The sequence below is a fragment of the Sphingobacterium sp. UBA2480 genome (assembly GCF_002341965.1).
GTDB classification, from domain to species: Bacteria; Bacteroidota; Bacteroidia; order Sphingobacteriales; family Sphingobacteriaceae; genus Sphingobacterium; species Sphingobacterium multivorum.
This window is the reverse complement of the sequence record NZ_DDPA01000005.1, coordinates 277,220-303,892: the sequence shown is the minus strand read 5'-3', so window position 1 is coordinate 303,892 and position 26,673 is coordinate 277,220. Positions and strand designations below refer to the sequence as shown.

Genomic DNA, 26,673 nt, shown 5'->3' with positions numbered 1-26,673 from the left:
TCTATTTTGGGGATGAGCTTGTTTAATTAACTGGTGAACCTCAGGATTTCTCTTTTGGAACTTGAATTATGGGAACCTATGCAAGGCCAATACTCAAAAAAGGCGATACAGATATTACAGGTGTACATGAGTTTTCCTTGGGTGAAGGGGTGGGGGCTGTATACGGTAAAACTACGACAATTTCACTATTTCAGACAAAGTAACAAATATGAAAGCAATTTATAGTATCCTAGCTTTATTAGTTATTGGATGTAATGATCCCAATAGATGTGAAACAACTAAACAATATGCTGAAAGTTTCGAGGCTAATGTTGTTCTTTTAAAAGAACCTAAGATCAAGTATCAGGATTTTATCCTTATTGGCGTTGATCCTAGCACAAAAAGAGATACTGTACAATCGCTGCCAGGTAGGTGGTTTTACCATGTTATACCTTTTTGTGATATAGGTGATACCATTGTTAAACGGAAAGGCGTTCCAATAATTGAAGTTCATAAAACAAAAAAGATGTTCGATACCACTCGGATTGACGTAGAATTAAATTGTATTGATTATTTCATAAACGGAAAAACGACAGAGCAGTGGAATGAATTTGAGAAAAGTTACGGTAATAAGCTGAATAGATCGTATAATTCCCGTTAACATGAAGGGTACACATCAATAGAAATATTTATGATAACAAGCAATAGGACAGATATACTCCCATACGATAGGAATCATTATATTGAATTCCTCTTTGGCGAGCATATTTCATCACTTAAGTGGTACGGTGTTTCCTTTCAAGTAGATCCGAAAGGAAAGGAGTTTAATTTAGCTGATTTTATTAGGTTATATGACCCCTGGTTCAAGAAAGTTATATCAACGTTTGAGCGGGGCTCTTCATGGATCATAAATCACGATAAGATAGATCTCGAGTGGTTTCCGAATAATGAGGATAATTTACCCGCACTACGGAACTTTTTCAAGCAAAATGATATTTCAGCTAATTTTAGAGGTGCATTGATTTGTAGTGAAGAACTTTTGATGGAGCTATCAAAAGACTTGATCTCCTATCCCTATGGGCTGTTTAAGGAAGAGGACTTGTTCTATTCAAATATTGATATCTCACATCGTGAATTGCCTTTCGTGATAAAAGTATTGGATCATCTGAATATCGATTTATTAAGTACGGATGAAAAGCTGCTGCGCAAAGTTGTCTCTGAAAACAAGTCGGATTCTTTTCTATTAAAGCCCTATAGAGGAACTTCCTTATAGGATTTGCCCGAACTATCAAAAAATATAAATCTCATCCTCATATTTGTGTTTATTGTATATGTATGCTCAGAATTGTTGATTTATATACGAAATACGCTGAAAAATAGGTAATGGTGGAGTTATGGAAAGTCAGCACAATAAACATCGTAAGAAATAAACTTCCGTAACATAGCATTATGAAAATATTTCTACTTTTAAATATTGCCTTATTAGGTGTTTTATCTTCATGTCAATCTGATGAAAAATGCGAAGATTCAATATGTTTAAAAACAGCGATTAGAAAAACGGGGAATGATTATCTTGTAAGGTTGGAGTTCAAATCAAAAATGGATACAATATTAAAATTAGATCAGCGAATGTTTGCAACTGGCTGTCCTGATTATTGGGAAGACGCGACCGTATTTTATAAAACGAAGAATCCAAGTGCGCTAAAACATAACCAAATTATTATTGAAAATACAGACAATAAAATCAGGTTATTGTCAAGACAGTTTTTTCCAGAAGGAATGGATGTACCGGCTGTACTGCCAAACTGCGCATTTTTAGAGGAATTCAAATTGGAATTGAAAAAGGACAGTATTATTTCATATCGATTTACTGTAGGAAGGGATGAATTGAGAGTTTCGACCGCAGATAGGAAAGTGAAATTGCACTTATATCTAAAAAATAAGGGAAATGGGAGAATTATAACGTCAAGCAATTGGATCGAAATAGATTCTTATCGTTCTGAATAACTTGATAGCATATTATTAAATAAAGACCTTATGACCAATAAAGAATTAATTACGTCAACTATTTTTTGGAAAAAACATCCAAAAATTGGGTATTACTATTACAACGAAGAATACGACAAGCTCATTCTATTGCGGATGAATAATTTTCCTGACGAGCCACTTTATACACTAATCAATGGGCTTGACATCACAGATCTGGAAGATAAACCAACTGGATGGAATTTGGAAGGGTATTAATCTAAGCATAATTATGGAAAGTCAGCACAATAAACATCGTAAGAAATAAACTTCCGTAACATAGGATTATGAAAATATATTTAAAAATGGGCAGCCAGAAATGAAAACAACGAAACAGATTCTACATTGTTTGCTAGCCAGCATGATGAGTTGCCTGCTGCTTATATCAAGCTGCAATGGACATGTTGTTGAAAATAACAAGATAGACAGCACATTTAGGACAGACAGTGCTTATATAAAAGTTATCTTTGAAAATGGACTTATCCAAGATGATAAATTTAGCTTTTCAACGTTTCAACGAAATATATTTGATTACGATGCTGTTGCAAAGGTCCATGATAAACTATTAGATAGTGCCGAATGGAACAAGTTGTATAAAACGATATTAAATAAATATCGAACCCAGGGAGATACCGTTAATCACGATGACAATAAAATGTATCCCTATGGCGACTATAAAATTTACCTGATTACTTCTAAAGACGATATCTTGTTAATTAATAATGATAACGATATTTTTTATAAGAGCAAAAACGGCATCGTTAAGTTTCTGGATAAGGATTTTGGGGATAAAATCAGGTCGCTGATTGACTATTACAATTATTTTGAGAAGGTCGACCGGATCTATTTATCTGGAAATTCAGCATTTTTGGATAAACATAAATATAAGGCCATAAAAAATTCATCAGATCCACCAAAAACTTATTGTGAAGTCGATGTAAAATATAAATAGGAGCGTATGGGATTACGATTGTTACTACTAGTTTGTTTATCAGCTTTTTTTTGTAGTTGTCATTCTGACAACAAGAAAGCGGCTTCAATAGATCCTCGTCCTAATGAAGTTAGCTTTTCTAGAGAAGACGCAGACATATTGGACAAATCCGCAAGCATTAGGACGTTTGTTTTAAGCGATAGTAGTGAATTTTTTTACGATCGAAATGATCTACTTTTTGTATACGGAAAAACAAAAGAGAATAGACTTTTTATGGGGCGCTTACTGTGGTTTAGAAACTATTTTAAGGAAAATATGGATACCGAGATAAGTTTTTCGCAATTTCTTAATGATCTCTTAACGAATCCGCAAGATGAAGCTTTTATAGCCGAAATAGTTGATAAATATGGGATTTTTAATCAAGATCCGGAAGTATTAAAATACGTTGACAAACCTATTTCAGAAGCTATTGAACGATTTACGTCCCGTATTCCTGGATCGGTTATCTTGCGCTTGAAAGATGAGTTTCTCAGTCCTCTTGATACAAAATATTCTATTGCTTATCTGTTCTATTTAAAAGGTTTTTCAATTGATGAAGATGATTATGAGCCGAATAGTTTTTTTGTCCCGTTGAACAAAAATAATTAAATGACAAGGTCAGTTTTGGAGATGGGACTTTTTAAACCTATTCGGTGATTGAATTATCGGAGAGGGGCAAATTTAAATGGAAAAATAAATTTAGTTGCTTGTAGGAAGCAAAGGTATGATAAATAAAATATTACAGTTAGATTTTGTGCTGTCAAAATGGTTTGCAGGAAAGAGGAAGACAGAAAATGTAGTTCCTGGACTAGCTTATTTATTCATAAGTAAAGTAATCTATTTAGGGGAAGTATTTGTCTTTTTAATTTTAAAATTAGTAGGTGTTAAGGAGCCTATCTTTATGGCATTTGGTATTATGATCTATAGTCTATTAGCCATTTTAATTGGCCGTTCATCCATTGAACAAACCGTGAGAAATCCAGTATTTGAGAAAAACTATAAGAGTTTAAGTAAATCTAAGGTCTATATAAGAAGAGCCATTGCTCTTTTTATATTAATAGCATGTTTCTTTTTTATGATAATTGGCTCGATTATGATAGCAAGAATAAAGTTTTGATAACAAGGATTTATAGCGCTCAAGCGTCTATTTACCTTAATTTAATAAAAGACCCATTCGTGTCGTTTTTCCATCCGTCAGAAATCCGAATAGACTGATCACTAAATTCTTTTCTATAATTCAATCTGTTTCAATTTACTGTGAACAATTTGAACATATTTTTCCTTGTAATCATCCGTGAGAAAGCTATAATCAATCAATTCTTTAACTTTATCAGCATTTTTTTCTAAAGTCTTTGTAAATATTATTTCTTACGAGCTCAGATATTCCCAAACTTTCCATTTTTTTTAGATAATTCTCTTCATAACTAAATGAATAACCATGATCAGTCTCAATGAGATATCCTGCCAAGTCATCATGAAAGTATATTTTTGCTTCGCGCGCCATCACTCTTTAATTTGATCAATTACACCAACTTCTTTACCGAATAACGCTAATATGTCATTTATTTTGTCTAAACGTAATGTTTTTTTTCCCTGCTCGAGGTCACGTAAAAACCTTAAACCGACTCCAGCATTCGCAGCTAAATCTTCCTGCGTTAGCTTTAATTCTTTTCGTTTCTGTTTTACAAACACTCGTAATGAATTCATAATTATACCCTATCTGATATAAATATAATAAATATTCTTAAATTATACTTTATCGGGTATAATTTATGTGTTTTTTAAGTGCTTTATACCCGTTCGGGATTATGAAGCCTCATTTCTGTCATTTTCAGTAGTCTTCTTAGAAATTCTTTAAGGGTAGTAGTGTTATTTAGACGGAACTTCTGTTTCAAGGGATATGTTTTTATATTTAAATTGTATTTTAATGGGGACTTATCGAAGATCATAGGTTTATCCCACAAATGGTGGTACTGGGATTTGTCTGACCATGGAAAGCTTAAGAAGATAATGAAATCTGAAGGAAGAAGGATATGAAGTTGGGGTCGAATAAATCAGCCGAGGATTATATCGGTTCAATTAAAATGGGGAAAATAATGAGATTTATGAGAGGAAGCGCATTTATTTGCATAGTCGTCGTAATTTTTACAGTTTCTTGTAATAATACCCCTAAAGATCATGTTTTGGTTAAGGCCGTAACAGTCAATAGTGATATGTTTGGTGGTTCGGATTACGCTATTGAAATACGAGAAGACTCCTCATATCGGGTAATTGATTATTCCCTAGGTCTTGATTCTGCTACGTTGGAATTAATCGATCCTAAAGAAAATCCGCTACTGTTGGCAGAGAATACTGTTACGGGTAAAACTAGAATAGATGGGAATATTTTTTACTTTGCTCCTTCTTTTAATAAGGTTGATAGGGCGGTATTAAGAAATGGCTTTATGGACTTATATATAGGGGATATTTTTTTTAGGAGGCTACGTTTACAAAAAGGGAATACGTATAGTATAAATTATTTCGATCAAAAGAGGTTTCATGATTATGCAATTTTCAATGCTCCAAAGGATTCTGTTTTTGATAATAGTTATAACCTGAATCAAAGAGATTTAATTTTTATTGATTCTGTCCTAATATCACTTTTGAAAAATAAAGATGGTAATAATGCATTTTACAAACAATTGAAAGTTTATAGTAATTCAGATAGTGTACTTGTTGACGTAAATATCTTCTTAAAGAACAACAAATCTCTGAAGGATTTTTTTAAGTACTATCCTATAATTTCTTTTGATTCGCCCACATATGAAGGCGCCTATGGGAAATTAAAAATTAATCTTTCAAAACGCACTTTCTCCGAATTAATAATGTCTGCCGACTATTTATAAGAAAATACCGAAAATGAAATAATGAAAGATTTAAAAATTCATAATAATGCGGGTGGCAATCTACTGTCTATCAAGCCTGTAGTTGATGTCTATTCTGATAGAGAATACTTTGTCAACTTGATTTTAAAGCTAAGTTTCGAAACGGGTAATTTTTATATAAATGCAAGTAGGCCTGAATTTGATGAGCCTAGTTTGCTCGAAAAGCTAAAATTGGTTTTAGATAATAAAGATAATTTTAGTTATAATAACTTTGAGCTTACATTCGAAGGAAAGATCTTAAGTCAGGAAATAGTAAATTTATTGCCGACTATTTGGTTTAATTATCAGCATGTTAGTTTTACTTTTTCTCATAATCGTGCTATAAAATTTAATATTAAAATGCTTCCTTGGTATGCTGTTACCGCAAAAGTATCTAGTTATGTTCTGTTTAAAGGTGCTGAGGAAGATGTAGTTTGGATTGGAAAGAGTAAAGAATTGAAATTTGATTTTTAAAATTCAAGGCAAATGTATTGTCAGACTATCATGTCCATTAAATTAAACGACTGTAATATGGATTTCGAAGAAGTAAATAGAATTTTGTTTTTTACATTAAATGATATTTGCCCAATTGCGACAAGTAGAATATCAATGATGTCGATAGATGATCGGTATGCGGGATACCCATTTCTACGTTTCAGATTTAAGGACAAAGATAAAAATGAGGTTATATATAGCAAAATCAGGAATATTGTAAGAGATTTTAAAGGGTTATTGACATGGGAAATGATAACCTTTGATGATGTTCCAAATTATTTAATTGTGCCTACTTATGTCTATAGTGACGGAAGGCCGACAAGTGGTGATTTAAATGAGCATTTAATAGCAAAATATGGAGAAAATTTATATCGACACCTGATTGATCAAGCGATTGTTGATATACCCAATTTAGCAAAAGCAATTAAAGATAAATTTCATGCGCAATAATTGTATCGCGTGTTATTTAGAACGAATAATTTCGAATGTAAGCCCAAAAATTATCTTTTGGGCTTACTGTAAAAGGGTTTAATCATTCATCTCATCATAATAGACATCCGTCTTGCTCAGGATCTGCTGTACCTGCTCGTACTGTTTTTTGCTAAGCCCTGTATCGTTCAAAAAGAAGAGACCGCTCCATTTTATTTTTTTGACAGAAGCCAAAAACGGTTCCCATTGCAGGGGATTATTCGTAAACGGTACAAAAACCAGTTTGGGATTATTGTACAATGCTGCGGGGAAGCTCGTAAATTGATTGAAGGAAAAATTGGCCTTCTCCAGTTTTTTTAATGTAACAATAGATTTTGGGAGTGTCGATAGCCCCGCATGCTCTATGCCGAGTTCTTTTAGTTCGGGCAACTGCTCAAATAGATCGGGCAGATCTGTCAGCTTGGTCTCACCTTTGTAATTGCCCGAAAGGTATAGGAAAGACAGCTTGTTCAAACTAAAAATTTCTTTGGGAAAAGTGCTGAACAGATTCCCGTTAAGCCCCAGCTGTTTTAAGTTTTTGAGTTGTGCAAAGGATGCAGGCAAGCTCGTCAAGGGATTATTGCAGTCGAACTCTTCCAGCGCTGCCAGATTGGAAATACTTGCGGGAAGTACACTGAGATTATTTCGGCTTAACGTGATCTTTTTAAGTTTAGAATGGGCTGCTGTGATTTCAGGAAATGTGTTGATGTCTAAATTGTTAATTTCCAATGACTCCATTTGACTGCCTTCGTTCATAATCTTTTGCAGGATTTCGCTGCCGAGCTTCTTTCCGGAAATGGAAGAACCCAGGGATAAGGTTTTTACCTGAGCTAAGTCTGTGCTTACTAATTCCTCCAGTTTCTCCAGATTGAGTTCTTGTCCATCTGTCTTTTTGATGCGCACCTGATCTGCCGCTCGTGTAGGCATGGATATCATAACAGGCATGCTTTCCGAAGTACCTGCCTGTTCGATCACTTTTGGTGGCTCGGGGATAGGTTTCACCACTGGTGGCGGGCCCTGTTTCTTCTTTTTTTTCTGCGCCGAAACGGTTAACGTAAGTATGGATAAACTGAATACAATAATATATTTTTTCATGTGTGTACTTTGTCTTTTGTCGTTAAAGCAAAGATGCACATTTTAAGGCTAGTCTTTTCGGTAGATTTATATCCGATCGTTTTGGCTTACGATTCGTTCCACCTGAAACAATATTGATTTAAAATACAGTCCGAGTGAGGTGTCAACGTAAGAAGAGCGGTTGGATTGTAAGAGCTCCCCGATCAATCAATGATCAGGGAGCTTTTTGTTAAAGGGAGTAAGACGATTTGTGAAATAGGCAATGGGCTATTTCGCTTCGATCTTGTATACGTAAATCGGGATTTCTGGGTTCTTGACAGTGGGTAAAGACAGATTTAGCGTATCTCTTCTTTGTGTCCATTTCACCTTTGAGGAACTGCCGAGAAGCGTTAAACTTTTGATGTCGCGGCCACTTTTTGCAAGCTCCGGGATGTCGATCGTAGCCGTCGACGGACTGCGTACAAAGAGGTAAACAAAGTTGCCTTTCTGCGTAAAGCGATAGTCTGATACGATTTCTTTTGACGTTGCATCATTCACGGCATCTTTCATGCCCGCTTTTTCCTTTTCGGCTATCTTTTTGTCGGTCTGTATGGCTTGTGCTGCTTCCTTGGCGCCACCCCAGACCGTGGTGCCGTAAATCGCTTCGCCGTTGGTCTTCATCCAGCTTCCGATAGTATGTAGGTTTTCCTGGCTTTCGACTGGCCAGGTACCATCGCCTTTGGGGCCGACATTGAGCAGCAGGTTGCCCCCCTTGCTCACGACTTCAATAAGGTTGCGAACCAGCAGCTCGGGGCTTTTCCATTTGGTGTCATGTCTATTGTAACCCCAGTTTTCACTCATCGTGATGCAGGCTTCCCAGTTCTTGCGTGCAGTAGAAACCAGCGACTGCTCAACAACAGCATAATCGCCAAGTCCATTGCCTATCCGGCTGTTGATAATACAGTCGGGCTGAATGGAATGGATCAGATCTTTGATTTCCTGACTTTGTTTTTTGGTGATCAGCTCGGGTGTATCAAACCAGATAATACCGATAGGACCATACTGTGTCAGCAATTCGCGCAGCTGCGGTTTGACCTTGTTTTCGACGTATTTGTTGAGGTCTTTGGCATCTTCGTCGGGATAATCCCAGGTATTGCTGCGCCCAGCTTTGACAGGCCAGTTGGTGGGCACATCGGGGTTTTCCCAGTCGCGGCCGAGGGAATAGTAGAAGCAGAGCTTCAGACCATATTTCTTACAGGCTGCAGCAAGCTCCTTCATTGGATCTTTTGCCCAAGGGCTGCGCTTGACGATGTTATAGTCGCTGACGGCCGAATTGTACATCGCAAACCCATCGTGGTGCTTGGCTGTGATCACCAGGTATTTCATGCCGGCATCGTGGGCCATCTGAGCCCAACGGTCGGCATCAAAGCCTGTTGGATTAAACTGATTGGCAATCTTTGCATAGGTCTTGACGGGTATGCGTTCGTAGAGCATAAAATGCTCGCCGCCTTTGGTAGGATGGCCGTCCCAGTCGCCCGCGGTCTGGGAATAGAGCCCCCAGTGTAGAAACAGACCGAATTTCCCGTCGGTGAACCAGGGAGCGGGCTGCGCCTGCAGGTTCAACCCGACCAACGCTAATAGCACAACAAGCAATGGCCCTGCGTTCCTTAAAATTAATTTATGCATTGTATTTCCCAAATCTTTTAACGGTTTTGTACTTTCATGGATGAAACCTTATCGTTGAAAGTCGAAAGATAAGAAGACGATGATGTGACGACAAGACTGTCGCCTGTAAAATTATCGTTATTGTATAACGTCACTTTAACATTAGCACCAACTTTAATGGAAGAGACACTATTGTCTGTCACACCTTTGGCCAATAAATCTGCGGTGGTATATTGCCCTTTGCCAAAGCTTCCTTTCACACCGGCATAGGACGCATTGGAATAGGTATACACCGAATCCTGATTGGTCGTCATGAGCCCGTTGACATAGTTGAATTCGTAAACATTGGATGTTGTATAGCCATTTTGCAATAATAATTTTACCTTAAGCTCATAAGGTGTATTGCTTTTGTAGTAAAGTTCATTGAGATCTATAGTACCTTGGATGACACCAGAGGAAACGGGGGCAAATTTCCAGGTGACTGCATTGTAATCTTTGTTGGCTCCTGTACCTTCGTTGTTCACATTGGGGTCCATATAGACTAGTATCTCACTCACAGGCAAATTGGACGTATAATTTCCAGTAATAAAGATTTTTTGTTGACTGTTATCAATGGCAAATTGAGGTTGTACAGAATATGTAGGTGTTTGGTAGGGGCTAGCTGTCGCTACTGCAGGTTGAAAAACTTCATTTCTGTTGAGAATCGCAGCATCGGAGCCTGTTAGAAAAGTAGGCTGTCCCTTGCTAAAACTCACATTGCCGCTTCCCATCAGTGATGTGCCCAATGTAGGTTCTTCACTGACATATTTAGCGCGGTTATGCGGCAAATTTAATCCATGGCCCAATTCATGTAGCATGCCGCCGAGATAGTTTGAGCTAGGGTTTGGAATTCCATTGACAGACATGGAGGAATTATCTACTGCAAAGCAGTATTTTCCATAGCCATAGAAGGGTTGGCTGTTATCGCCATCTGTTCTTGCAGGCAACAGCACAAGATAGTGATTGTTGGATGAAAATTGGCTTGGATGGGCAGCTCTGTACGTATTGATCTCATTTATAATTTTACCAGCGGATACGGCTGAGCTATAGGGGTAGTCCGCTTGAGCTCCTGCGGCAGGGATTTCAATGATGTTAACTAGGCCTGCAGAATCTTTTGCCAGCCCCAGATAACTGCTGTAACCATAACGTGCCATCTCATTATGCAGCCAATCCTGGAAATGGACAAATAGTTGAGATAACCGTGTTTTGTAGCCGGGTAAGGCTGGATTGTCTGTGGGGACAAACATGACGATATTGAGATTTACTGGATTAGTGACAAATGTGAGATTGGCCAGGGATGTGTCAATAACGCCATTTGATGACGCCTTTAATCGTAGCGTTTCTGGTGCATTTTGCTCTACCAAGGGCTTGGAGCACGCGAAAAAAAGGAATAGGACTGTGGTGGACAATGCAAGTCCTTTCAGGATTTGCATCCATTTTCTTGTTTGTTGTGTCATAATTTTTGAAGTAAATAATTTATAATTGTTCATGTATATTGGTGGCTTATAATTATTCAAAATACAAGCTTATAGTAAGAAATTGGGTTTGTTTTACTGCGGTTTACAATTAAGTCAATCGTTTTTATAATTTGAAAAACGGTAAAATGAATAGATGTTATTTTGTCAAAAGAAGACTACCAGACGGGTTTGTCTGATAGTCTAAACTAAACACTAAATAAACAAATGGTCACCTCTTACCATTATTTTTTCGAACATGGTGAATGCCGACTATTACTTGGTTACATTGACTATATACCAGACATTCAGTTCGCCAGATCGTATGGTGACGGTATCTTTGCCGACGGTTAAGCCGGTAACCAATCCCGTATTGCTATACGTTGCAATTTCTGGATGTTTGTTGGTATAGGTCGCCTGTGTGACGCTGCGGTTTCCAGGATTGACTGCCAGATTGATCTGAAGCGGCGTTCCGATTTTAACAGGAATCTGCATGAAACCTCCAGAAAGTACAGCTTCCCGAACAGTTAAATTGTCTTTAATAGGCCCCAGATCCTTTTTGCATGCGTTCAACCCCATAGTTACACATAGGAGGCTAATCAACAGGTAGATATATACTTTAATTTTCATGATGTTATTTTTTTTTTATTCATATTATTTTGCGCCCAGCCATCCTGGATTCTGAACCAGCTGATTACCGTCCAACGTGAGATCATATAAAGGTAACGGCCAGTAGTATCGGTAGTCTGCCCATAAGGCGACACCATTTGTAATGTTGGCACTCCGTGGATAAGCGATGATAAACCCGTTATTATCCAAAAAGATGTCTTTATTGACTTCTTCTTTTAGGGCGATAATAGGTTTGGCGGTATGTGTTCCATCGTACAATTTTCCTTTTTCAGCTGTAAATTTCATGCCGCGTAAGGGCACTGTCATCAGGTTTCCCGCTTTCCAGCGCATCAAATCTTCGTAACGACGGTCTTCCAACACCATTTCAATACGGCGTTCGCGTCTGATTTCACGGATGATGGGGCTAACGGAATAATCAAGTTTTGCAGCATAGATCTCATCAAGCCTAGGATCAGCAGGAAGGTTGCCAAGCTCAAGCTTGCTGCTCGGGTATTTCGCAAAGTCAAATCCTGCACGTTGGCGTAACAGATTGATCGTCCGATCCAGGTCATTCTGTGTCAGCGTGCCTAAAATGGCTTTTGCTTCTGCTAACATCAACAATACCTCTCCATATCGGAATTCAATGGCCGTTTGTTGTCCGTTTGTTGTCGCTTCGTTTTCGGTACGGTCACCCATCCAATGCTTAATGGGTAGATAACCCGTAACAGTTGTGCCGCCGCTCACATTATACGATAATCGAGGATAGGTGATGCCATTTTTCTCCAGACTGGTTGTACCGTCAGTCCTGTTGAATAGTGACCGGTTTTCCCCCGGATAATTAATGGTCTGCTTTAACCGTGGATCGCGGTTTTCGAGTTCGGACCATAGACCATCATAGCCTTTGAAAAGTGGGTTGGCGGTGTAGCTGCCTGCGGATCCTGACGTATAGATCGGTTTACCGTCAATACACAGATATTCATCGATCAAGCCTCGTGTTGCACCTCCAGCAGGTCTTCCGCCCGAAATACTGTTGTTCTGATCCCAATAACGCTGCGTTGCGTGACCGACAACAGTACCGTCATAAACACGGGCTAAGATAGCCTCTTTATTGCCATCGGAATTTGGATCTTTCTTGAATGTGAATAATTTCCAGTAAGGAGTTTCGCCCGTAGCATACAATTGATAGCGACCTGATGCGATGATTTTTTCGCAAGCATCCACAGCTGCTTCCAAAAAAGGTTTTGCTGTGCTTTGTAGAGACAGCTCGTTGTGATAGGTCCTAAAGGAGCCTTCGAAAAGACCAATTCTCGCTTTTAAAAACAACGCCATATCCTGATTGATACGTCCGTCTGGACGGCCAGTAATACCTTCTAGACCAGCAACAGCCAGATCGATGGTCTTCATTAATGAGTCGGCAACCACCGTTCGTTTATCGCGTGGTTTGTATAATTCCTCGCTGTTGATGTTGAGGTCGCTTGAAAGCCAGGGTACATCGCCGAAAAGCATAAGCTTGCGGTAATAATCCATCGACTTAAAGAAATAGGCTTCACCGATATATTTGTTCAATCGCGTGGCATCATTATTCACCGCCGGCAATGCATTGCGGTAGTTTTTGATGAAATAATTGACGGAGCGCAGGTTTTCCCATGTCCAGTCAACTGAACCACCTGCATTGGGCGGAATAAAGGTGTTGTCCATCATACTACTAATGTTACCGTAGCGGACCATATTGTCAGTCATAAAGTCGGATGCCAACAAATGGCTGCCACCAACAACATTGGGGTTGACTTTAGCATCAGCCCAGCCCGAACCATGCCCTAGAATATAGCGGTTATAGAGATTATTGAGGTATAATGTCAGCTCTGTTTCGGTATGTAAGGAGTTGTCATTCGATAGTTCAGTTTCGGGACTTAGCTGTAAAAATTTATCGTTACAGGACTGCGTCAGCAAAAGGGAGGAAGCTGTTGCAATCACGATCAATCTGAATATATTTTTTTTCATAGTAGTAATGGTTAGAATACAATTTGGGCTCCAAAAGCAATTGATCTTTTTTGTGGATAGTCGGCAGATATCTGATCGACATCAAAAATTGTTGGTATTTTTGTAATTTCAAAGATGTTGTAACCGGCAAGCGTGAAACGCAGGCGCTCCACACCAAATCGTTTGGTCATCTCTTGCGGTAGGGTATAGCCCAATACCGCCTGTTTAAGTCTCAGGTAGGCCCCATTGATGAGGTATCTGTCCTGCACATTGACTGAGGAACCGTACATTGGAAACTCAGCATCTGTGCGGTCCGGTGTCCAAGATCTTTCATACATCCATTTTGAGCCTGCTCCACCGCCCCAGTAGGAAGATAGTCCGGCCCAGATATCACGTTTCAACACACCTTGGAATAAGAAGTCAAGATCGAAATGTTTATATTGCACGTTTCCGGTAATACCAAATCGATACCGTGGTGTAGAATTTCCAATAACGACACGGTCGCCTGGATTTGCCAAGGTGTTCAGTCCGGCATCTATTTTCCCATCTGGAATACCCTCGGGTCCGCCAAGATCCTGATACCAGATATATCCCGGATAGAGGGTGCCTTGATAAGCTCCATTGTAGATCCAGTTACCATTGCTTTCGTTTCGTCCGGCAAAATCACTTTCCTGTAGTATACCACCGGTACGGTAACCCCATATTTCGCCGATCGTTTTACCATCATACATCACCTCCCTGCCCGAAGAATTGGTAATCATCATGCTGGTGTTGGCTGCGTAATGCTGTACTTTGGTCAGGTAATCGGACAGGTTGAGACCTACGCGATATCGTAGATCGGGATTGATGGTTTGTTTCCAAAGGAAGGAAAGTTCAAATCCTTTAGTTTCCAAAATACCCGAGTTTTCCAGCGGTGCGGCTGTTCCCAACGTCGTCGGAAATGAGGCACTTCCATCGGTGAGGATGTCGGTGGTCTTTCTGTTGTAATATTCAAATGTTACATCGAGCCTGTTTTTGAGAAATGTTCCATCAAATCCGACGTTCCAGGTTCTGGCTTTCTCAAATGTGAGGTAAGGGGATACGAGTCCCGGCGGGTCGATATAGACTATTTGCTGCCCGTTGATTAAGTAAGGAGCCTTGCCTGTATTCATCGTTGCCTGATAAGGATAGATGGATGAGGGCTGATTTCCTAATTTCCCCCAACTTCCGCGCAGTTTAAGTTCGTTGAGCCAGTTCTTCGTTCCGGCCATAAAATCCTCCTGCGATATCCGCCATCCGGCAGAGAAGGATGGGAAGGTGACAAATCGATCTTTCTCCGTAAATTTGGCGCTTCCATCATAACGTAGGTTACTCTCAAAGAAATACTTCTCAGCAAAGTTGTAGTTCACACGGCCAAATACGGCACGTCCAGCCAGGGTGTATGCATTTCTGGATACTGTATGTAAAGAAGGATCCTCAGCTGCATCCGGGTTCTGTATATCGGGCGAAATCAGTTTGCGGAATGTATTGGTGATCTGATTAAATTTTGTCTGTTCCTGATTGTAACCCACTACGGTGGAAAAATTGTGTTTCTCTGCCCAGGTCTTCTTATAATCTGCATAGATGTTGACCAGGTATTTATTGGTGTTATTGTTGTCAAAATAGGCCCGGTTTTCTGCCGCCTCGGCTTGCTGCGATGTATATTGCCAGGAGTCTACGACTTGGTTGAATTTGGGGCTGTATCGGCTCAAGCTATAAGACTGGGGCTGATAACTGAGGTCGGCCTTTAATTTCAGTGCATTCGGAATCAAGGTGAATTCGGGGGAGATCAACAAGGATACTCTTCTATCCATCGATTGGTTATTTGCACCATAACTTAACCAGGCAAGGATGTTGTCAGTATAGGTATTGGGCAATGGATCATTTGGCCCCGTTTGGATAGGCATATTGATGTTTTTGTTTGTCTCACCCATCATGGCCGACCAGATGCTTCCCTTACCGCCGACGATATATGGACTATTGAAATTTGTCTGGTCAAAACCTATTTTACCAAAAACGCTGAACCAGTTATTTACTTTGGCATTGATGTTCATCAGCGCATTGTAGCGTTTCAACTTATCGGTGTTGATCTTGTACATGCCCGATTGGTTTTGTAATCCTCCGGAGATATAGTAGTTGATGGACTCGGCTCCACCGCTCAAGTTCAGCGTATGTTTTTGCATCGGCGTCCATTTTTTGACGGCTTCCTCAAATGGGTTAACGTTAGCGACCCAAATAATGCTGTTTCCTTCCTGATACCATGCATTTTCGGGACTGGGATTGTCCATGTACTTTTGGATCATCTCCAGCTTTTTTTCATCTGCTGTACCTGGCTTGCCATTCGTCCATAGGGTCCGATCCATGCCCGATTTTTGGATTTCATAGGCGTTTAAAATGTCAGGCAGGCCAGATGGCGTATCAAAGTTGGAGTCGAAGTTATAGGCGATCTTGCCTTTTTGATTGAATTCACCACGTTTAGTACGGACCAAGATGACACCATAGGCTGCTTTGGTACCATAGATGGCTGCCGCAGAGGCATCTTTGACAAAAGACATATCCATGATGTCATTCGGGTTGAGCTGGTTCAGGGCACCGGTAGAGCTTTCTACTCCATCTATGATCACCAAAGGATCACCATTGACGGATTCAAATACACCTGTATTGCTATTGTAACTCATGGATGTACCACCCCGTAAGTTAAAACCCGGAGTACTGTTTGGCGAACCATTTCCGAAGGTGATATTCAGATTGGGGACAAGCCCCTGTAAAGCCTGTCCGATATTGGCAACCGGCCGATTTTCAAAAGCTTCCTTACCGACGTGGGAAATGGCTCCTGTCAAATTGACTTTCTTTTGGGTACCAAATCCGACCACAACAACTTCCTCCAATGCACTGTCGTTCTCTTCCAAGGTTATTGTCAAAGCACTGGCTGTTGCACTGTTAAACCGCACAGTCTGTGCTTTGAAGGAAAGGTGCGAAATGGTCAGCGTACCTTCCGCCTGGACGGTTTGCAGGGAAAAGTTTCCTTTGCTATCGGAAGAGGTCCTGTTGTTGCCGCCGTTGATGCTGATCGTTGCGTTTTCGATGGGTTTACCGTCTTTTTTGGAAACCAATTGCCCATTTATCGTATACTGTTGTTGCTTGGGCTGAAGGGAAGTTTTCGGAGCGCTCGGCAAGACGATGATATGATTTTTGTGCATCTCAAACTGTAAGGGGAGCTCATCTGACAGTTCTTTGAGCACGCTTTCCAGCTTTTGGTTGGAGACATTGACATTCACCTGTTTGAGGCCATTGAAGAGACTTTCATCATAAAAGAAATGATAACCGGTCTGTTTTTTGATTTCAGTAAAAACCGATTTTAGGTTACCCTTATTGATATGTAAGGTGACCTGCTGTGCTTCGGTTTTGCCGTAGACACCATAGGTAAATAGTAAACCCAGGAAAAGGGTGGCTTTCACCTTTTTGGAAACGAGGGGTGCAAAGCTAGGTTCAGCCATTCGGTTCCCGAATAGGTAATCTTTACATTTGATAAAGTAATTCATATTTTCAGTAATAGGGTTGGTTTTTTGTTTAATTCACATCTAGATGTTATTCAAGCACTGCTGAATAGAGTAATAGCAATGTTTGTTGGAGTAGGTAAATATTTAAATCATCTTTAGTCCTCCTTTGGTTTTTAAAAATTGGTTTATCTTCTTTAGCTTTTATTCTTTACGGTGACGGTTTTTCTGTCAATTTCAAATTCAAGGCCGGCCCCGCGTTTAATGAGTTCTAAGGCTTCGGCGAGGCTTACACTTCGGCTCATGCTTCCGCCAAACTTTTTCTTACTGATCGGTCCTTTGTAGATAACCTGGATATCATACCAGCGTGCCAGCTGTTCCATAATGTCCTGAATCTGGTCGTGTTCGAAATAGAAATAGCCATGTTGCCAGGCGGTTTCCTTCTCGATATTTGCCTGAAATACGCGCATGTCGTTGCCGTCGAATTCGACTTTCTGTCCAGGTACGATTTGTTTTGTCATTTTATTTTTATTGGTCAGCTGTATGCTGCCATTGATTAATGTGACATTGGAGGCCGCATTGCTGTAGGCCGTCAGATTAAAGGTTGTCCCCAAAACTTTAACAGCACCGTGGATCGTGCTGACGATGAAGGGACGATTTTTTTCGTGGGCCACTTCAAAGTAGGCCTCACCCCGTAGTTCCACATTGCGGGTCGATTTACCAAAGGCCAAAGGATAGCTCAGTTCGGAAGCTGAATTTATCCAGACTTTAGTACCATCGGGGAGTACCATCCGGTAGAAGCCCGATTCAGGTACTTTCAACGTGTTTTTTAGGTTTGCAAGTTCGGCCTGCCCGCTGTTTGGTTTGTACTGCAACTGGCCATCTACGATCTGAAGCTGTTCGCCATGCGTTTCCTCTATAGTCGTTTTCTCCTCAGAAAGAGCTACAGTTTTACCATTGGAGAGGGTAAGAGTGGCTTTCTGTCCTCCTGGCAATACATCGTTGTTATACCGATAGACTTGATCGGCGACAATTTGTTTGTCCTGAGGAGCAGAGTTTAGAAACCATGCGACACCTAAAAAGATGAGTAGGCTGGCTGCAAGACCTGCATAGATCTTTAGTTGGCGCATGCCGCCGGTATGTAATGGTCGTTTTGCTAGCTCGGCCGACGTATAATTTAGTATCTTCGTTCTTGCGCGATCCAAGTCAAGGTTATTCCAGAACTCCGCATCGCTAGATCTGAGCCCTTGGCTGGTGTATCGTTCCCATTGTTCACGTAGGGTCGGATCATCTTCAAAGATTTTTTGAAGAGCCTGCATATCTGCTTGGCTCAATGTCCCGCTAAAGTGCTTGACTAAGAAATCGACGAGTATAAATTGGTGATCCATCATGTTGTTCAATTGGCTGTATAAGGAGAAGAGCCATAGGGGGCGTAAAAGGATGGAAGGAAAAAAAATAAAAATTATAAATCCTTGTTATTCAGTGAGTAAAAATAATAAAAGGAGGAGTGCTTGTGCATCTAAACGTGATCTGAGAAGCTGTATAGCTCTTTTTTTCTGACTTTTGACGGTGTTGATGGAGATGGTCAGGTTACCCGCAATTTCTTCGTTGGAGAGTTTGTCGAAGATGGCCATATGCAATACCTGTCTGCAGCCCTGCGGTAGTTGGTTGATGGCTTCCATGAGCTGGTCGATGACTTCGGCCTGTATCATGGCATCCATGACGGTCTGCTCTTCGATCATGTCCTTGTCGAGCTGGTCGACGTATTTACTTTTTATTTTTTCACGGCGGATGTGTTTGAGGCAATTGTTCCGGATGGCAATGAAGAGATAACCTCGGCGTGTATTTTCATCATCGGGTAGGGTATTGCGGCCCTCGCAGAGCCCTGCGAAAAAGTTCTGAACAACATCTTCAGCCAAAGCTTCGTCGTGGAGGATATTGTTTGCAAAGAGACAAAGCTGTCGGTAGTATTGCTGAAAAAGAGATTCAATATCGTAAGGTAAAGCTATCTGCAAATTTTCCACCTTGTTTGATGATGTATAAAGAAATTGACATAACAGGAGCTCTAGGAGCACGGGTATAAATATAGGGAAATATGCTCAGGTTTTGGATTTGAGAAAGGCAGCTGTTCTTATATTTCTTCGAAAACGTTTGAGTGCCGGCAGTTGTTCCGTTAGTGATACCGATCTGCACTACAGGAAAGAGCCAGGATGCAGTGACGTACCATTTGTCTATCTGAAAAAGCGGCCTTGCTCTGAGGAGATCGGCCGCTTTTTGTTATTCCTTCGATCCCCATTCCTTTCCGCACCCAAAAATCATCGGTAGGATAGCACATGAAATCAACACGCTTGGGCATAACGCCAGCCCCGTTGAGTAAACTTGTAATACGTTGCTGTTCTTTCCCATCATAGGCTATGACATTGATGCGTTGCAATAGGTCAAACAATTTTACGTCGAATGATGTACTTTGAATAAAAAAGCTATGGATAAATCACATATGCAGAAGATTGCACGGATTGGATTAGGTGCTTCTTTGGTTGTTGCCGGTATTGGACATCTGACCTTTGCTCGTAAGGAATTTCAGGCTCAGGTGCCAGACTGGGTTCCGATCGCCAAAGATGATACAGTTGTATATTCAGGTTTTGCGGAAATTGCTTTGGGTGCTACACTGATTTTAGCACCTGCCAAACAGCGATCGAACGTTGGAAAAATCGCAGCAGCATTTTTTGCAGCCGTGTTTCCCGGAAATATTGCTCAATATAAAGACCATCGGGATGGCTTTGGATTGGATACGGATGGAAAGCGGCTCGCCCGTTTATTTTTTCAACCCCTATTGGTGGCTTGGGCATTGAAAAGTACAAGCAAGAGCTGATTGGATGAAGACCGGTCGATCGGAAGCTGATACGAATTGTAAAAAAAAAACAAACCATCTGCCTGCGGCTGTTGTCCTATAGGTATCCATGTAAGGAGTAACTTAGTTAAAAAGGTCGGGTGTTCCATTTTCATCCGACCTTTTTTATTTTTTTGCGCTATTCTTTTTGCTAATTTCCAACCTTTTCTGTTTTTTTATTGCCCATTTAAATAATTATATTCGCATCAACATACAAAATAACTAACCTATAAAAGTACAGACCTGATGGAAGAAAAAAAATTAAATGAACTGAGTAATGAAGAGTTGTTGGTTCTTAAGAAGAAAGCCAAACCCACGAAAATCATCAATGCATCGATCATTGGCTTTTGTTTAGGGATAGCCGCCTACAGTGTATTCGTCGCAGGCATAACCTGGCCGACAATTTTTCCCCTGATTCTGGCGGTCCTAGCCTATAAATATTTTGGTAAAAATGAAAAGGCTGTCGATGCGGAGTTGAAAGCCCGGAATCTCAAATAGAAAAAAGCAAACCATTGCAGTTACACTGTTGTTTCTTTTTAAAAGAATAGCAGAACATGAGAAGGGAACAAATAGACGCATGGATAGCCCAAGGCTACAATGTGCTGGAGCAGAAGAAACCTAAAGTCGTGCAGGGCGATATCTGGGAATACCTCAATCGCTGTGACGGACAAGGTACGGAGGTGTATGCCTTATCCGAGCTGCAAAAATGGTCGGATCAGGAGCTTGCGCAGATGGAACTGAAAAAATATGCGGATCAGTATGGACAGATGGGCGAGAAGCTGTTTCTACGGAATGAAGCAATTCGAAATAAAGACGTCGAAAAGTATGAGGCATTTTTACTACTATTTTTTCCGGACAGTGTTGAAAAAGAGCTGGAGGAAGCTCGCTTTTTGGCCGATCGTGTAAAACGTGTCAGTAAGGAAGAAATGGAACAATGGGTCGTATCGAATCATGTCAATGTACTGATGTCGGATCTTCATTGCCTGGACTATGGTTCCATTATGAGCGGTATGGTGCTTCCCTCCGAAGAGGTAGTCAGTTATACCGACGATGGGCTCAGCGACACCATTGATTGTCACGTCACCCCCATGGAGTTCTTTTCCCATACCGACCACGACTACTACTGGATCGATCCTGTTATAAAAAATCGTAATTGAATCCCTTAAATAGGCCTTTTGGACTTTCTTTTCATACGGATTAAGGTAAAGCATCTCGAACACCATCGAGATGCTTTATTTTTTTTGAATGGTTTGGGTAGCACGTAACGCTGTTAAAAGTATACTTGTTTGGTAGTCTTTATTGAAATTTTATTATTTTTGCACAGTATTAATCACATTTTAGGATTTAGATGTGATGAAAATGTGGAGTTTTTAGAAAAATAATAATTACGTAAGATATTTATAGTAATAACTATATTTGTCCAAATCAATACATCATGCCTAAGTTGGAAAGTTTGAGTGACGAGGAACTGCTTCTTTTGGTTGCTAAGAACCAGGATGGGGCGTTTCATATGTTGTATGAACGGTATAAGGCTGCTCTACTCATTTATGCGATCAAGAGAGTTGGCGAAGATGTGGGCGAGGATCTTGTTCAGGATGTTTTTATCCGTACCTGGAACAACAGGTATACCATCGATTATCAGGACGATTTCAAAGCTTATCTTTTTACAGCCCTACGGCGGCGTATCATCGATTATTTCGCCAAGGAAACGAATGCCCAGGGCTATCTCGAGGATTTAAAGTCTTATGGGAATGAATTTGCTTTTGAAGAGGCCGATGAATCTATCCGTACGCAGTCTTTTAGCGATTCTATATTTGCGGTGCTCCATCGCTACGGGCCACAATATCAGGCCATTTTAAAATTACGGCTACAGGGCTATTCCAACCCTGAAATAGCGACCTTATTGGGCCTTTCGGAGAAGACCGTGCGCAATCAATATTCATCTACTTTAAAAATCATCAGGTCCAACTTTTCATCGTTTTTACTTTTTTTATTTTTCTAAGGGACAATCGTCCAGTAGCGCCGTTTACCTTAGTATAGCACCATTAGGGCTGGACTAACAATTATGACTATGAAGATTGACGATTCACTATTTGCAAGGTATCAGGCTGGGCAATGCTCCCCAGAGGAGATGGCTGTGGTTGAACGTTGGTTGGACCAACTTGATAAGTTTCCGGAACCCGAAGATGCTCGGATGCTAAGCTTATTGGAAAGGCTGGATGAAAAGATGCCTTTCATGAAAAAGCCTAAAAAACAAGCGACATGGCCGTGGATCGCTGCAGCGAGTATACTGGTTTTATTGACAACGACGCTGTATCTATATTGGCAGAAACAGTCCGATCGGATTTTATATGCCAGCATTCAGGAAATCAAAGCCCCGTTGAAATCAAATGCCATCGTCGTATTGGAAAACAACGAAGAGTTTGACTTGGATAAACTCAAGCGTAACGACACTTTGCAGGCCATGGGTTACCGTATTGTGCGGACTGCTGACGATCAGATTATATACCTAACTGATGCGGGCAATACCTCAAGGGTGGTCTACAATACTATTCGTACAAAGACCGGTGGTACAGCCCATGTACAGTTGGCCGATGGGACGAAAGTTTGGCTGAATACCAATAGTGAACTACGTTATCCGATCTATTTTGAAGGCAATATCCGCGAGGTGGCCCTCCGGGGTGAAGGTTACTTTGAGGTGGCCAAGCAGGAGCGGAATCATAAACGGGTACCATTTTTTGTACGTGGTGACCAACAGACCATTCAGGTGCTGGGAACGAAATTCAATGCCAATTTTACGACCAACAATGAAACAGCTTTGCTTGAGGGGGCAGTGGCTTTTTCTGATCGGGGATCAAGTCTGGCGCAAGCGCGCGAAGAGAAATTCACTGTGCGGATCCGGCCAAATCAGGTTTACAATGGCAAAAAGATCACCGAAGTAAAAGATATTGAACGTTACATCGACTGGAAGGAGGGGTATTTTGATTTAAATGAAGTCAATGTAGAGCAGCTGTCGCGGAAGTTGAGTGCCTGGTATGGCGTAGCTATCCGCGTAGATGCCAGTGTGGCTCAAGTGCAGCTATTCGGTCGTGTGCGACGCGACAAAAATTTAAAAGAAGTGCTCGATCTCATCGCAAAGGTGCATCCGATGAAATATACCATGGAAAATAATTACATATACATCAAATAGAAAAACGACAGACTAACAAAAACTAACCTTATGAAATTGAACGTTTACCATTTTGAAAAAAAAGTGGCGGCTACCGATTTGCCCAAAGATGTCGGTAAGTACCTGTCTAAATTAGTGCTTAGTGGACTACTTTTATCGGTGACCATGGGGGTGTCACATGCGCAGAACATTACACTAAAGGAGCATAAAAGTTCGATGTTTCAGGTGCTGGAAAAGATCCGTAAACAGGCAAATGCTGATTTGATAGGGGATTTGGCTCTCCTCAAGAATAGCAAACCCATCAGTATTCAGGCGGATAGCAAAAATATCATTCAGGTGCTGAAAGAGATCTCTGAAAATCAACCTGTCGACCTATTATTTCAGAACAACACCATTTTGGTACGCAGAAAGCAACCTACCTCTTCAGGACCGGTCAGCAATCAGCGTCCGCGGCAGGGAGCTGAAAGTTCGGTAGAGCAACATATCAGGGTAAGAGGCCGTGTTCAGGACAATAAGGGGAAACCCCTTGTTGGTGTGTCCATCAAAGTGGTGGGTAGCGCCAATAGTGGTGTTTTGTCGGGAGAAAATGGTGTTTTCTTCGTCGTCATTTCGAAGAAGACCGATTTGCTTTTTTCTATGGTGGGCTATGAGAGCAGGCGCGTCGAGGTTTCTTCGCCAGAGCCATTAACGGTAACGCTCGAGCAGGTAACCAATAAAATCGAGGAAACCGTAGTGACGGGTTATACCAAAGTGCGACGGGACAACTTTACAGGCGCTGCTACGATGGTGACTCGGCAGGATCTGGAGAAATTCAATTCAACCAATATTTTTACGGTATTGCAGGCGCTCGATCCGTCCTTTAAAGTGGATGAACGTGTCACTGCAGGCTCCAATCCCAATGTGATGCCACAGATCAATATTCGTGGGGTATCGAGTGTCGGTGAATATGCTGTAAATGCACCCCTGATTATAATGGACGGTTTTGAGGTGCCCCTAACTACGTTGTATGATATTGATGTCAATCGGATTGAGTCTATTTCGATTTTGAAGGATGCCAGTTCCACGAGTTTGTATGGTTCGCGTGGTGGGAATGGGGTGGTGGTCATTGAAACGCGCCTGCCCAAAGACGGTAAGTTTACCGTAACCTACGACATGAAACCTTCGGTGGCGATGGTCGACCTCTCTGATTATAACCTAATGAATGCTGCCGAGAAGCTGCAGTATGAAAAATTGGCCGATCTTTATACTTCCCGAAGCGGAGACCCTTCCTGGGATCTGATCCAGCAGGAAAGCTACAACAACCTGCTCGCCAAGCGGGAACAGGATGTAGCAGCGGGAGTGAATACGTATTGGTTGAAGCAGCCCGTGCGAAATACGCTTTCCATCAACCATAGTCTGCGGATGGAAGGTGGGGGCAATGGAGTCAGATATAGCCTCGAAGGTGGTTATTTTGACAACAAAGGCGTCATGAAGGAGTCTGGAAGGACGCGTGGTAATGCCGGCTTTACATTGATCTATCGTATTCCCAATGTGATCACATTTCGTAATGTGGGTACTTACCTTTACAGCAAGGCCTACAATAGTCCGTACGGCGACTTTAAAACTTATACGGCACTGAATCCTTATGAACGGATCTACGATGATCAGGGGAATTATAATATCCGCTTCGGTGAACTCGGGCAATGGTATAGCTGGGGACCAACACTGTATAATCCGTTGTATAATGCGGGACTTGGTTTTCGTGATGAACAGGTGAGCCAAACGCTACAGAACAATATGTCGATAGAGTGGTATGCACTGCCCAAGCTGATTGTGCGAGCATCGGGAACAATCGTTCGTACCATTACAGATCTAGACCGGTACAAATCGCCATTCCACACCGATTTTGCCACCGTCACCGACGCCAATTTGCGTGGATCCTACACTTTTGGCAACCAAAACTTTACCAAGTATGAAGGTAAAGTGGATATGCAGTATTCCAATAAATTTGGTAAGCATCAGGTCGTGGCCAATGCGATTGCCGAAATCAGAAAGCAGAATACTGTGGGTAATCTCAATACAGTAACGGGATACGTGGACGATCGTTTTATGACTCCTCAAATGGCCTTGCAATACGCCGTGGGATCGCTGCCGAAGTCAACTTCATTACCAGTTCGTTCGGTGGGCTTCCTTGGTTCGCTTTTCTACACCTACGACAACAAATACAATGTGAGCGGTACGCTGCGTTCGGACGGCGCTTCGATCTACGGAAGTCAAAATCGTTTTGGAACATTCTGGAGTACCGGATTTTCGTACAACATGCACAATGAGGAATGGTTCAAAAATAGCTTCCTGACCAAACTGCGCTGGTACCTGAACGCGGGTACATCAAGTACCGTAAGTGAATTTAATGTGGGGATGGTGAGTACCGCCTACAACTTTTTTACGGGACAAAACTACTATAATCAGTATGCGGCCATTTATACAGGGCAGGGGAACCCGGCGGTACGCTGGCCCGAACAGCAGCAGCGAAGTATCGGTGGCGAGTTTGGGATTAAAGGCGATCTACTAAGATTGGATGTTTCCTATTATGACCGGATCACCAACCGTATGATTTCTACGGTGAATGTCGCTCCTTCGTTTGGCTTTTACAAGGACAAGTTCTTTCAAAATCTGGGAAAAGTACAGAATAAAGGGTTTGAGGCTATGGCCAATCTTCGCGTGTTGAACAACACGGCAAAGGATTTTAGCTGGTACCTCTCCGTCGGGGCGGTACAAAACAGGAGTAAATTGAAAGAGATATCCAATGAGCTGCGTACCCTCAATGAATCGCTTGTGAAGAAAGATAACAAGGGCAATGTGATCCGTCCATCGCAATTCTATCAGGAGGGCCAGTCGCTGAGTGTTATCCGGGCGGTACCATCGCTGGGGATTGATCCGGCCAATGGCCGTGAGCTATACCGCGATAGAAACGGGAATGTGACCTATCAATGGGATGCCAATAACCAAGTGGTAGTGGGTAACGCGGAGCCGACATTGTATGGGAACTTAGGGACAACGGTCAACTACAAGGGCTTGTCGGTGCAGATCATCGGAAATTATTCCCTTGGAGGAGATATCTATAATCAGACCTTAATGGACAAGATCGAAAATAATTCTGCTTATCTCAATGCCGACCGAAGGGTGTTGGAAGAACGTTGGAAACAACCTGGAGACCTCAGCCGATTTAAGGCTATCGGCGACCAATCGGTAACACAGCCTTCGAGCCGCTTTGTGCAGACGGAGTCTTTTTTGCGTCTTTCCACAATCAACGTCAACTACTCGTTTAGCAATGCCATCCTCAAGCGGTATAAGCTGGAACGCCTTCGGCTCAACTTCTCCATGAACGATATGTTCCGTTGGAGTACGGTGCGCATGGAACGGGGGATAGATTATCCGTATGCCCGTGAATTTAATTTTGGTGTAATGGTTCAATTTTAA

General features: G+C 41.4%; 27 protein-coding genes. 17 read left to right on the top strand and 10 right to left on the bottom strand.

Annotated elements, in window-relative coordinates:
* Positions 1–68: 68 nt before the first annotated feature.
* From B3600_RS11295 to B3600_RS11260, 8 genes are all read left to right on the top strand, one after another.
* Entirely contained in the window at positions 69–203 is a 135-nt protein-coding gene (locus B3600_RS11295; protein WP_286753025.1) for a hypothetical protein, read from the top strand.
* A gap of 5 nt (positions 204–208) precedes the next feature.
* Complete coding sequence (locus B3600_RS11290) at positions 209–640, top strand: hypothetical protein (protein ID WP_286753024.1); 432 nt, start codon at positions 209–211, stop codon at positions 638–640.
* 30 nt (positions 641–670) lie between these two features.
* Positions 671–1,252, top strand: coding sequence for a hypothetical protein (locus B3600_RS11285; RefSeq protein WP_286753023.1), 582 nt, complete (start codon positions 671–673; stop codon positions 1,250–1,252).
* A gap of 176 nt (positions 1,253–1,428) precedes the next feature.
* A complete protein-coding gene (locus B3600_RS11280; protein ID WP_286753022.1) occupies positions 1,429–1,986 on the top strand; it encodes a hypothetical protein in 558 nt (185 codons plus the stop codon).
* Between the two features lie 30 nt (positions 1,987–2,016).
* Entirely contained in the window at positions 2,017–2,223 is a 207-nt protein-coding gene (locus tag B3600_RS11275; RefSeq protein WP_286753021.1) for a hypothetical protein, read from the top strand.
* Positions 2,224–2,323: 100 nt separating this feature from the next.
* The gene (locus tag B3600_RS11270; protein ID WP_286753020.1) at positions 2,324–2,956 is read left to right on the top strand and encodes a hypothetical protein; all 633 of its coding nucleotides are present in this window, start codon (positions 2,324–2,326) and stop codon (positions 2,954–2,956) included.
* A gap of 6 nt (positions 2,957–2,962) precedes the next feature.
* Complete coding sequence (locus B3600_RS11265) at positions 2,963–3,583, top strand: hypothetical protein (protein WP_286753019.1); 621 nt, start codon at positions 2,963–2,965, stop codon at positions 3,581–3,583.
* 115 nt (positions 3,584–3,698) lie between these two features.
* Entirely contained in the window at positions 3,699–4,091 is a 393-nt protein-coding gene (locus B3600_RS11260; RefSeq protein WP_286753018.1) for a hypothetical protein, read from the top strand.
* Between the two features lie 386 nt (positions 4,092–4,477).
* Here B3600_RS11260 and B3600_RS11255 read toward each other — a convergent pair whose 3' ends face one another.
* Positions 4,478–4,681, bottom strand: a complete 204-nt coding sequence (locus B3600_RS11255) for a type II toxin-antitoxin system Y4mF family antitoxin (protein WP_286753017.1) — start codon at positions 4,679–4,681, stop codon at positions 4,478–4,480.
* Between the two features lie 398 nt (positions 4,682–5,079).
* Here B3600_RS11255 and B3600_RS11250 point away from each other — a divergent pair, with 398 nt between their 5' ends.
* From B3600_RS11250 to B3600_RS11240, 3 genes are read left to right on the top strand one after another with little or no spacing between them, the layout of a single operon-like run.
* On the top strand, positions 5,080–5,859 hold the full coding sequence (locus tag B3600_RS11250) for a hypothetical protein (protein ID WP_286753016.1): 780 nt from the start codon (positions 5,080–5,082) through the stop codon (positions 5,857–5,859).
* 21 nt (positions 5,860–5,880) lie between these two features.
* Positions 5,881–6,351 (top strand): hypothetical protein, encoded by a 471-nt coding sequence (locus tag B3600_RS11245; protein WP_286753015.1) that lies wholly within the window; start codon positions 5,881–5,883, stop codon positions 6,349–6,351.
* A gap of 57 nt (positions 6,352–6,408) precedes the next feature.
* Positions 6,409–6,822, top strand: coding sequence for a hypothetical protein (locus B3600_RS11240; RefSeq protein ID WP_286753014.1), 414 nt, complete (start codon positions 6,409–6,411; stop codon positions 6,820–6,822).
* A 78-nt stretch (positions 6,823–6,900) separates the two neighbouring features.
* On the opposite strand, the gene B3600_RS11235 is transcribed toward B3600_RS11240, so the two are convergent.
* The 9 genes from B3600_RS11235 to B3600_RS11195 form a co-directional block, all read right to left on the bottom strand.
* Complete coding sequence (locus B3600_RS11235; RefSeq protein WP_286753013.1) at positions 6,901–7,935, bottom strand: leucine-rich repeat domain-containing protein; 1,035 nt, start codon at positions 7,933–7,935, stop codon at positions 6,901–6,903.
* Between the two features lie 246 nt (positions 7,936–8,181).
* Entirely contained in the window at positions 8,182–9,579 is a 1,398-nt protein-coding gene (locus B3600_RS11230) for an alpha-L-fucosidase (RefSeq protein WP_286753012.1), read from the bottom strand.
* A gap of 17 nt (positions 9,580–9,596) precedes the next feature.
* Complete coding sequence (locus tag B3600_RS11225) at positions 9,597–11,054, bottom strand: hypothetical protein (protein ID WP_286753011.1); 1,458 nt, start codon at positions 11,052–11,054, stop codon at positions 9,597–9,599.
* 273 nt (positions 11,055–11,327) lie between these two features.
* A complete protein-coding gene (locus tag B3600_RS11220) occupies positions 11,328–11,681 on the bottom strand; it encodes an Ig-like domain-containing protein (protein ID WP_286753010.1) in 354 nt (117 codons plus the stop codon).
* 24 nt (positions 11,682–11,705) lie between these two features.
* Positions 11,706–13,661 (bottom strand): RagB/SusD family nutrient uptake outer membrane protein, encoded by a 1,956-nt coding sequence (locus tag B3600_RS11215; protein ID WP_286753009.1) that lies wholly within the window; start codon positions 13,659–13,661, stop codon positions 11,706–11,708.
* Between the two features lie 11 nt (positions 13,662–13,672).
* Positions 13,673–17,200 (bottom strand): SusC/RagA family TonB-linked outer membrane protein, encoded by a 3,528-nt coding sequence (locus B3600_RS11210; RefSeq protein ID WP_286753008.1) that lies wholly within the window; start codon positions 17,198–17,200, stop codon positions 13,673–13,675.
* Positions 17,201–17,352: 152 nt separating this feature from the next.
* Positions 17,353–18,546 (bottom strand): FecR family protein, encoded by a 1,194-nt coding sequence (locus B3600_RS11205; RefSeq protein WP_286753007.1) that lies wholly within the window; start codon positions 18,544–18,546, stop codon positions 17,353–17,355.
* Between the two features lie 84 nt (positions 18,547–18,630).
* Positions 18,631–19,179 (bottom strand): RNA polymerase sigma-70 factor, encoded by a 549-nt coding sequence (locus tag B3600_RS11200; protein ID WP_286753006.1) that lies wholly within the window; start codon positions 19,177–19,179, stop codon positions 18,631–18,633.
* Positions 19,180–19,328: 149 nt separating this feature from the next.
* Complete coding sequence (locus tag B3600_RS11195) at positions 19,329–19,589, bottom strand: hypothetical protein (RefSeq protein WP_286753005.1); 261 nt, start codon at positions 19,587–19,589, stop codon at positions 19,329–19,331.
* Between the two features lie 48 nt (positions 19,590–19,637).
* Between B3600_RS11195 and B3600_RS11190 the strand changes: the two genes are divergently transcribed.
* From B3600_RS11190 to B3600_RS11165, 6 genes are all read left to right on the top strand, one after another.
* Positions 19,638–20,027: a DoxX family protein gene (locus B3600_RS11190; RefSeq protein ID WP_286753004.1), complete on the top strand. Its 390-nt coding sequence runs from the start codon at positions 19,638–19,640 to the stop codon at positions 20,025–20,027.
* A 264-nt stretch (positions 20,028–20,291) separates the two neighbouring features.
* Entirely contained in the window at positions 20,292–20,543 is a 252-nt protein-coding gene (locus B3600_RS11185) for a hypothetical protein (RefSeq protein ID WP_046674299.1), read from the top strand.
* Between the two features lie 56 nt (positions 20,544–20,599).
* Complete coding sequence (locus B3600_RS11180; RefSeq protein WP_112373453.1) at positions 20,600–21,202, top strand: hypothetical protein; 603 nt, start codon at positions 20,600–20,602, stop codon at positions 21,200–21,202.
* Positions 21,203–21,480: 278 nt separating this feature from the next.
* Positions 21,481–22,047 (top strand): sigma-70 family RNA polymerase sigma factor, encoded by a 567-nt coding sequence (locus B3600_RS11175; protein WP_046674297.1) that lies wholly within the window; start codon positions 21,481–21,483, stop codon positions 22,045–22,047.
* A gap of 69 nt (positions 22,048–22,116) precedes the next feature.
* Positions 22,117–23,235 carry a FecR family protein gene (locus tag B3600_RS11170; protein ID WP_286753003.1) on the top strand — a complete coding sequence of 373 codons (1,119 nt, stop codon included), beginning with the start codon at positions 22,117–22,119 and terminating at the stop codon, positions 23,233–23,235.
* 30 nt (positions 23,236–23,265) lie between these two features.
* On the top strand, positions 23,266–26,673 hold the full coding sequence (locus B3600_RS11165) for a SusC/RagA family TonB-linked outer membrane protein (protein ID WP_286753002.1): 3,408 nt from the start codon (positions 23,266–23,268) through the stop codon (positions 26,671–26,673).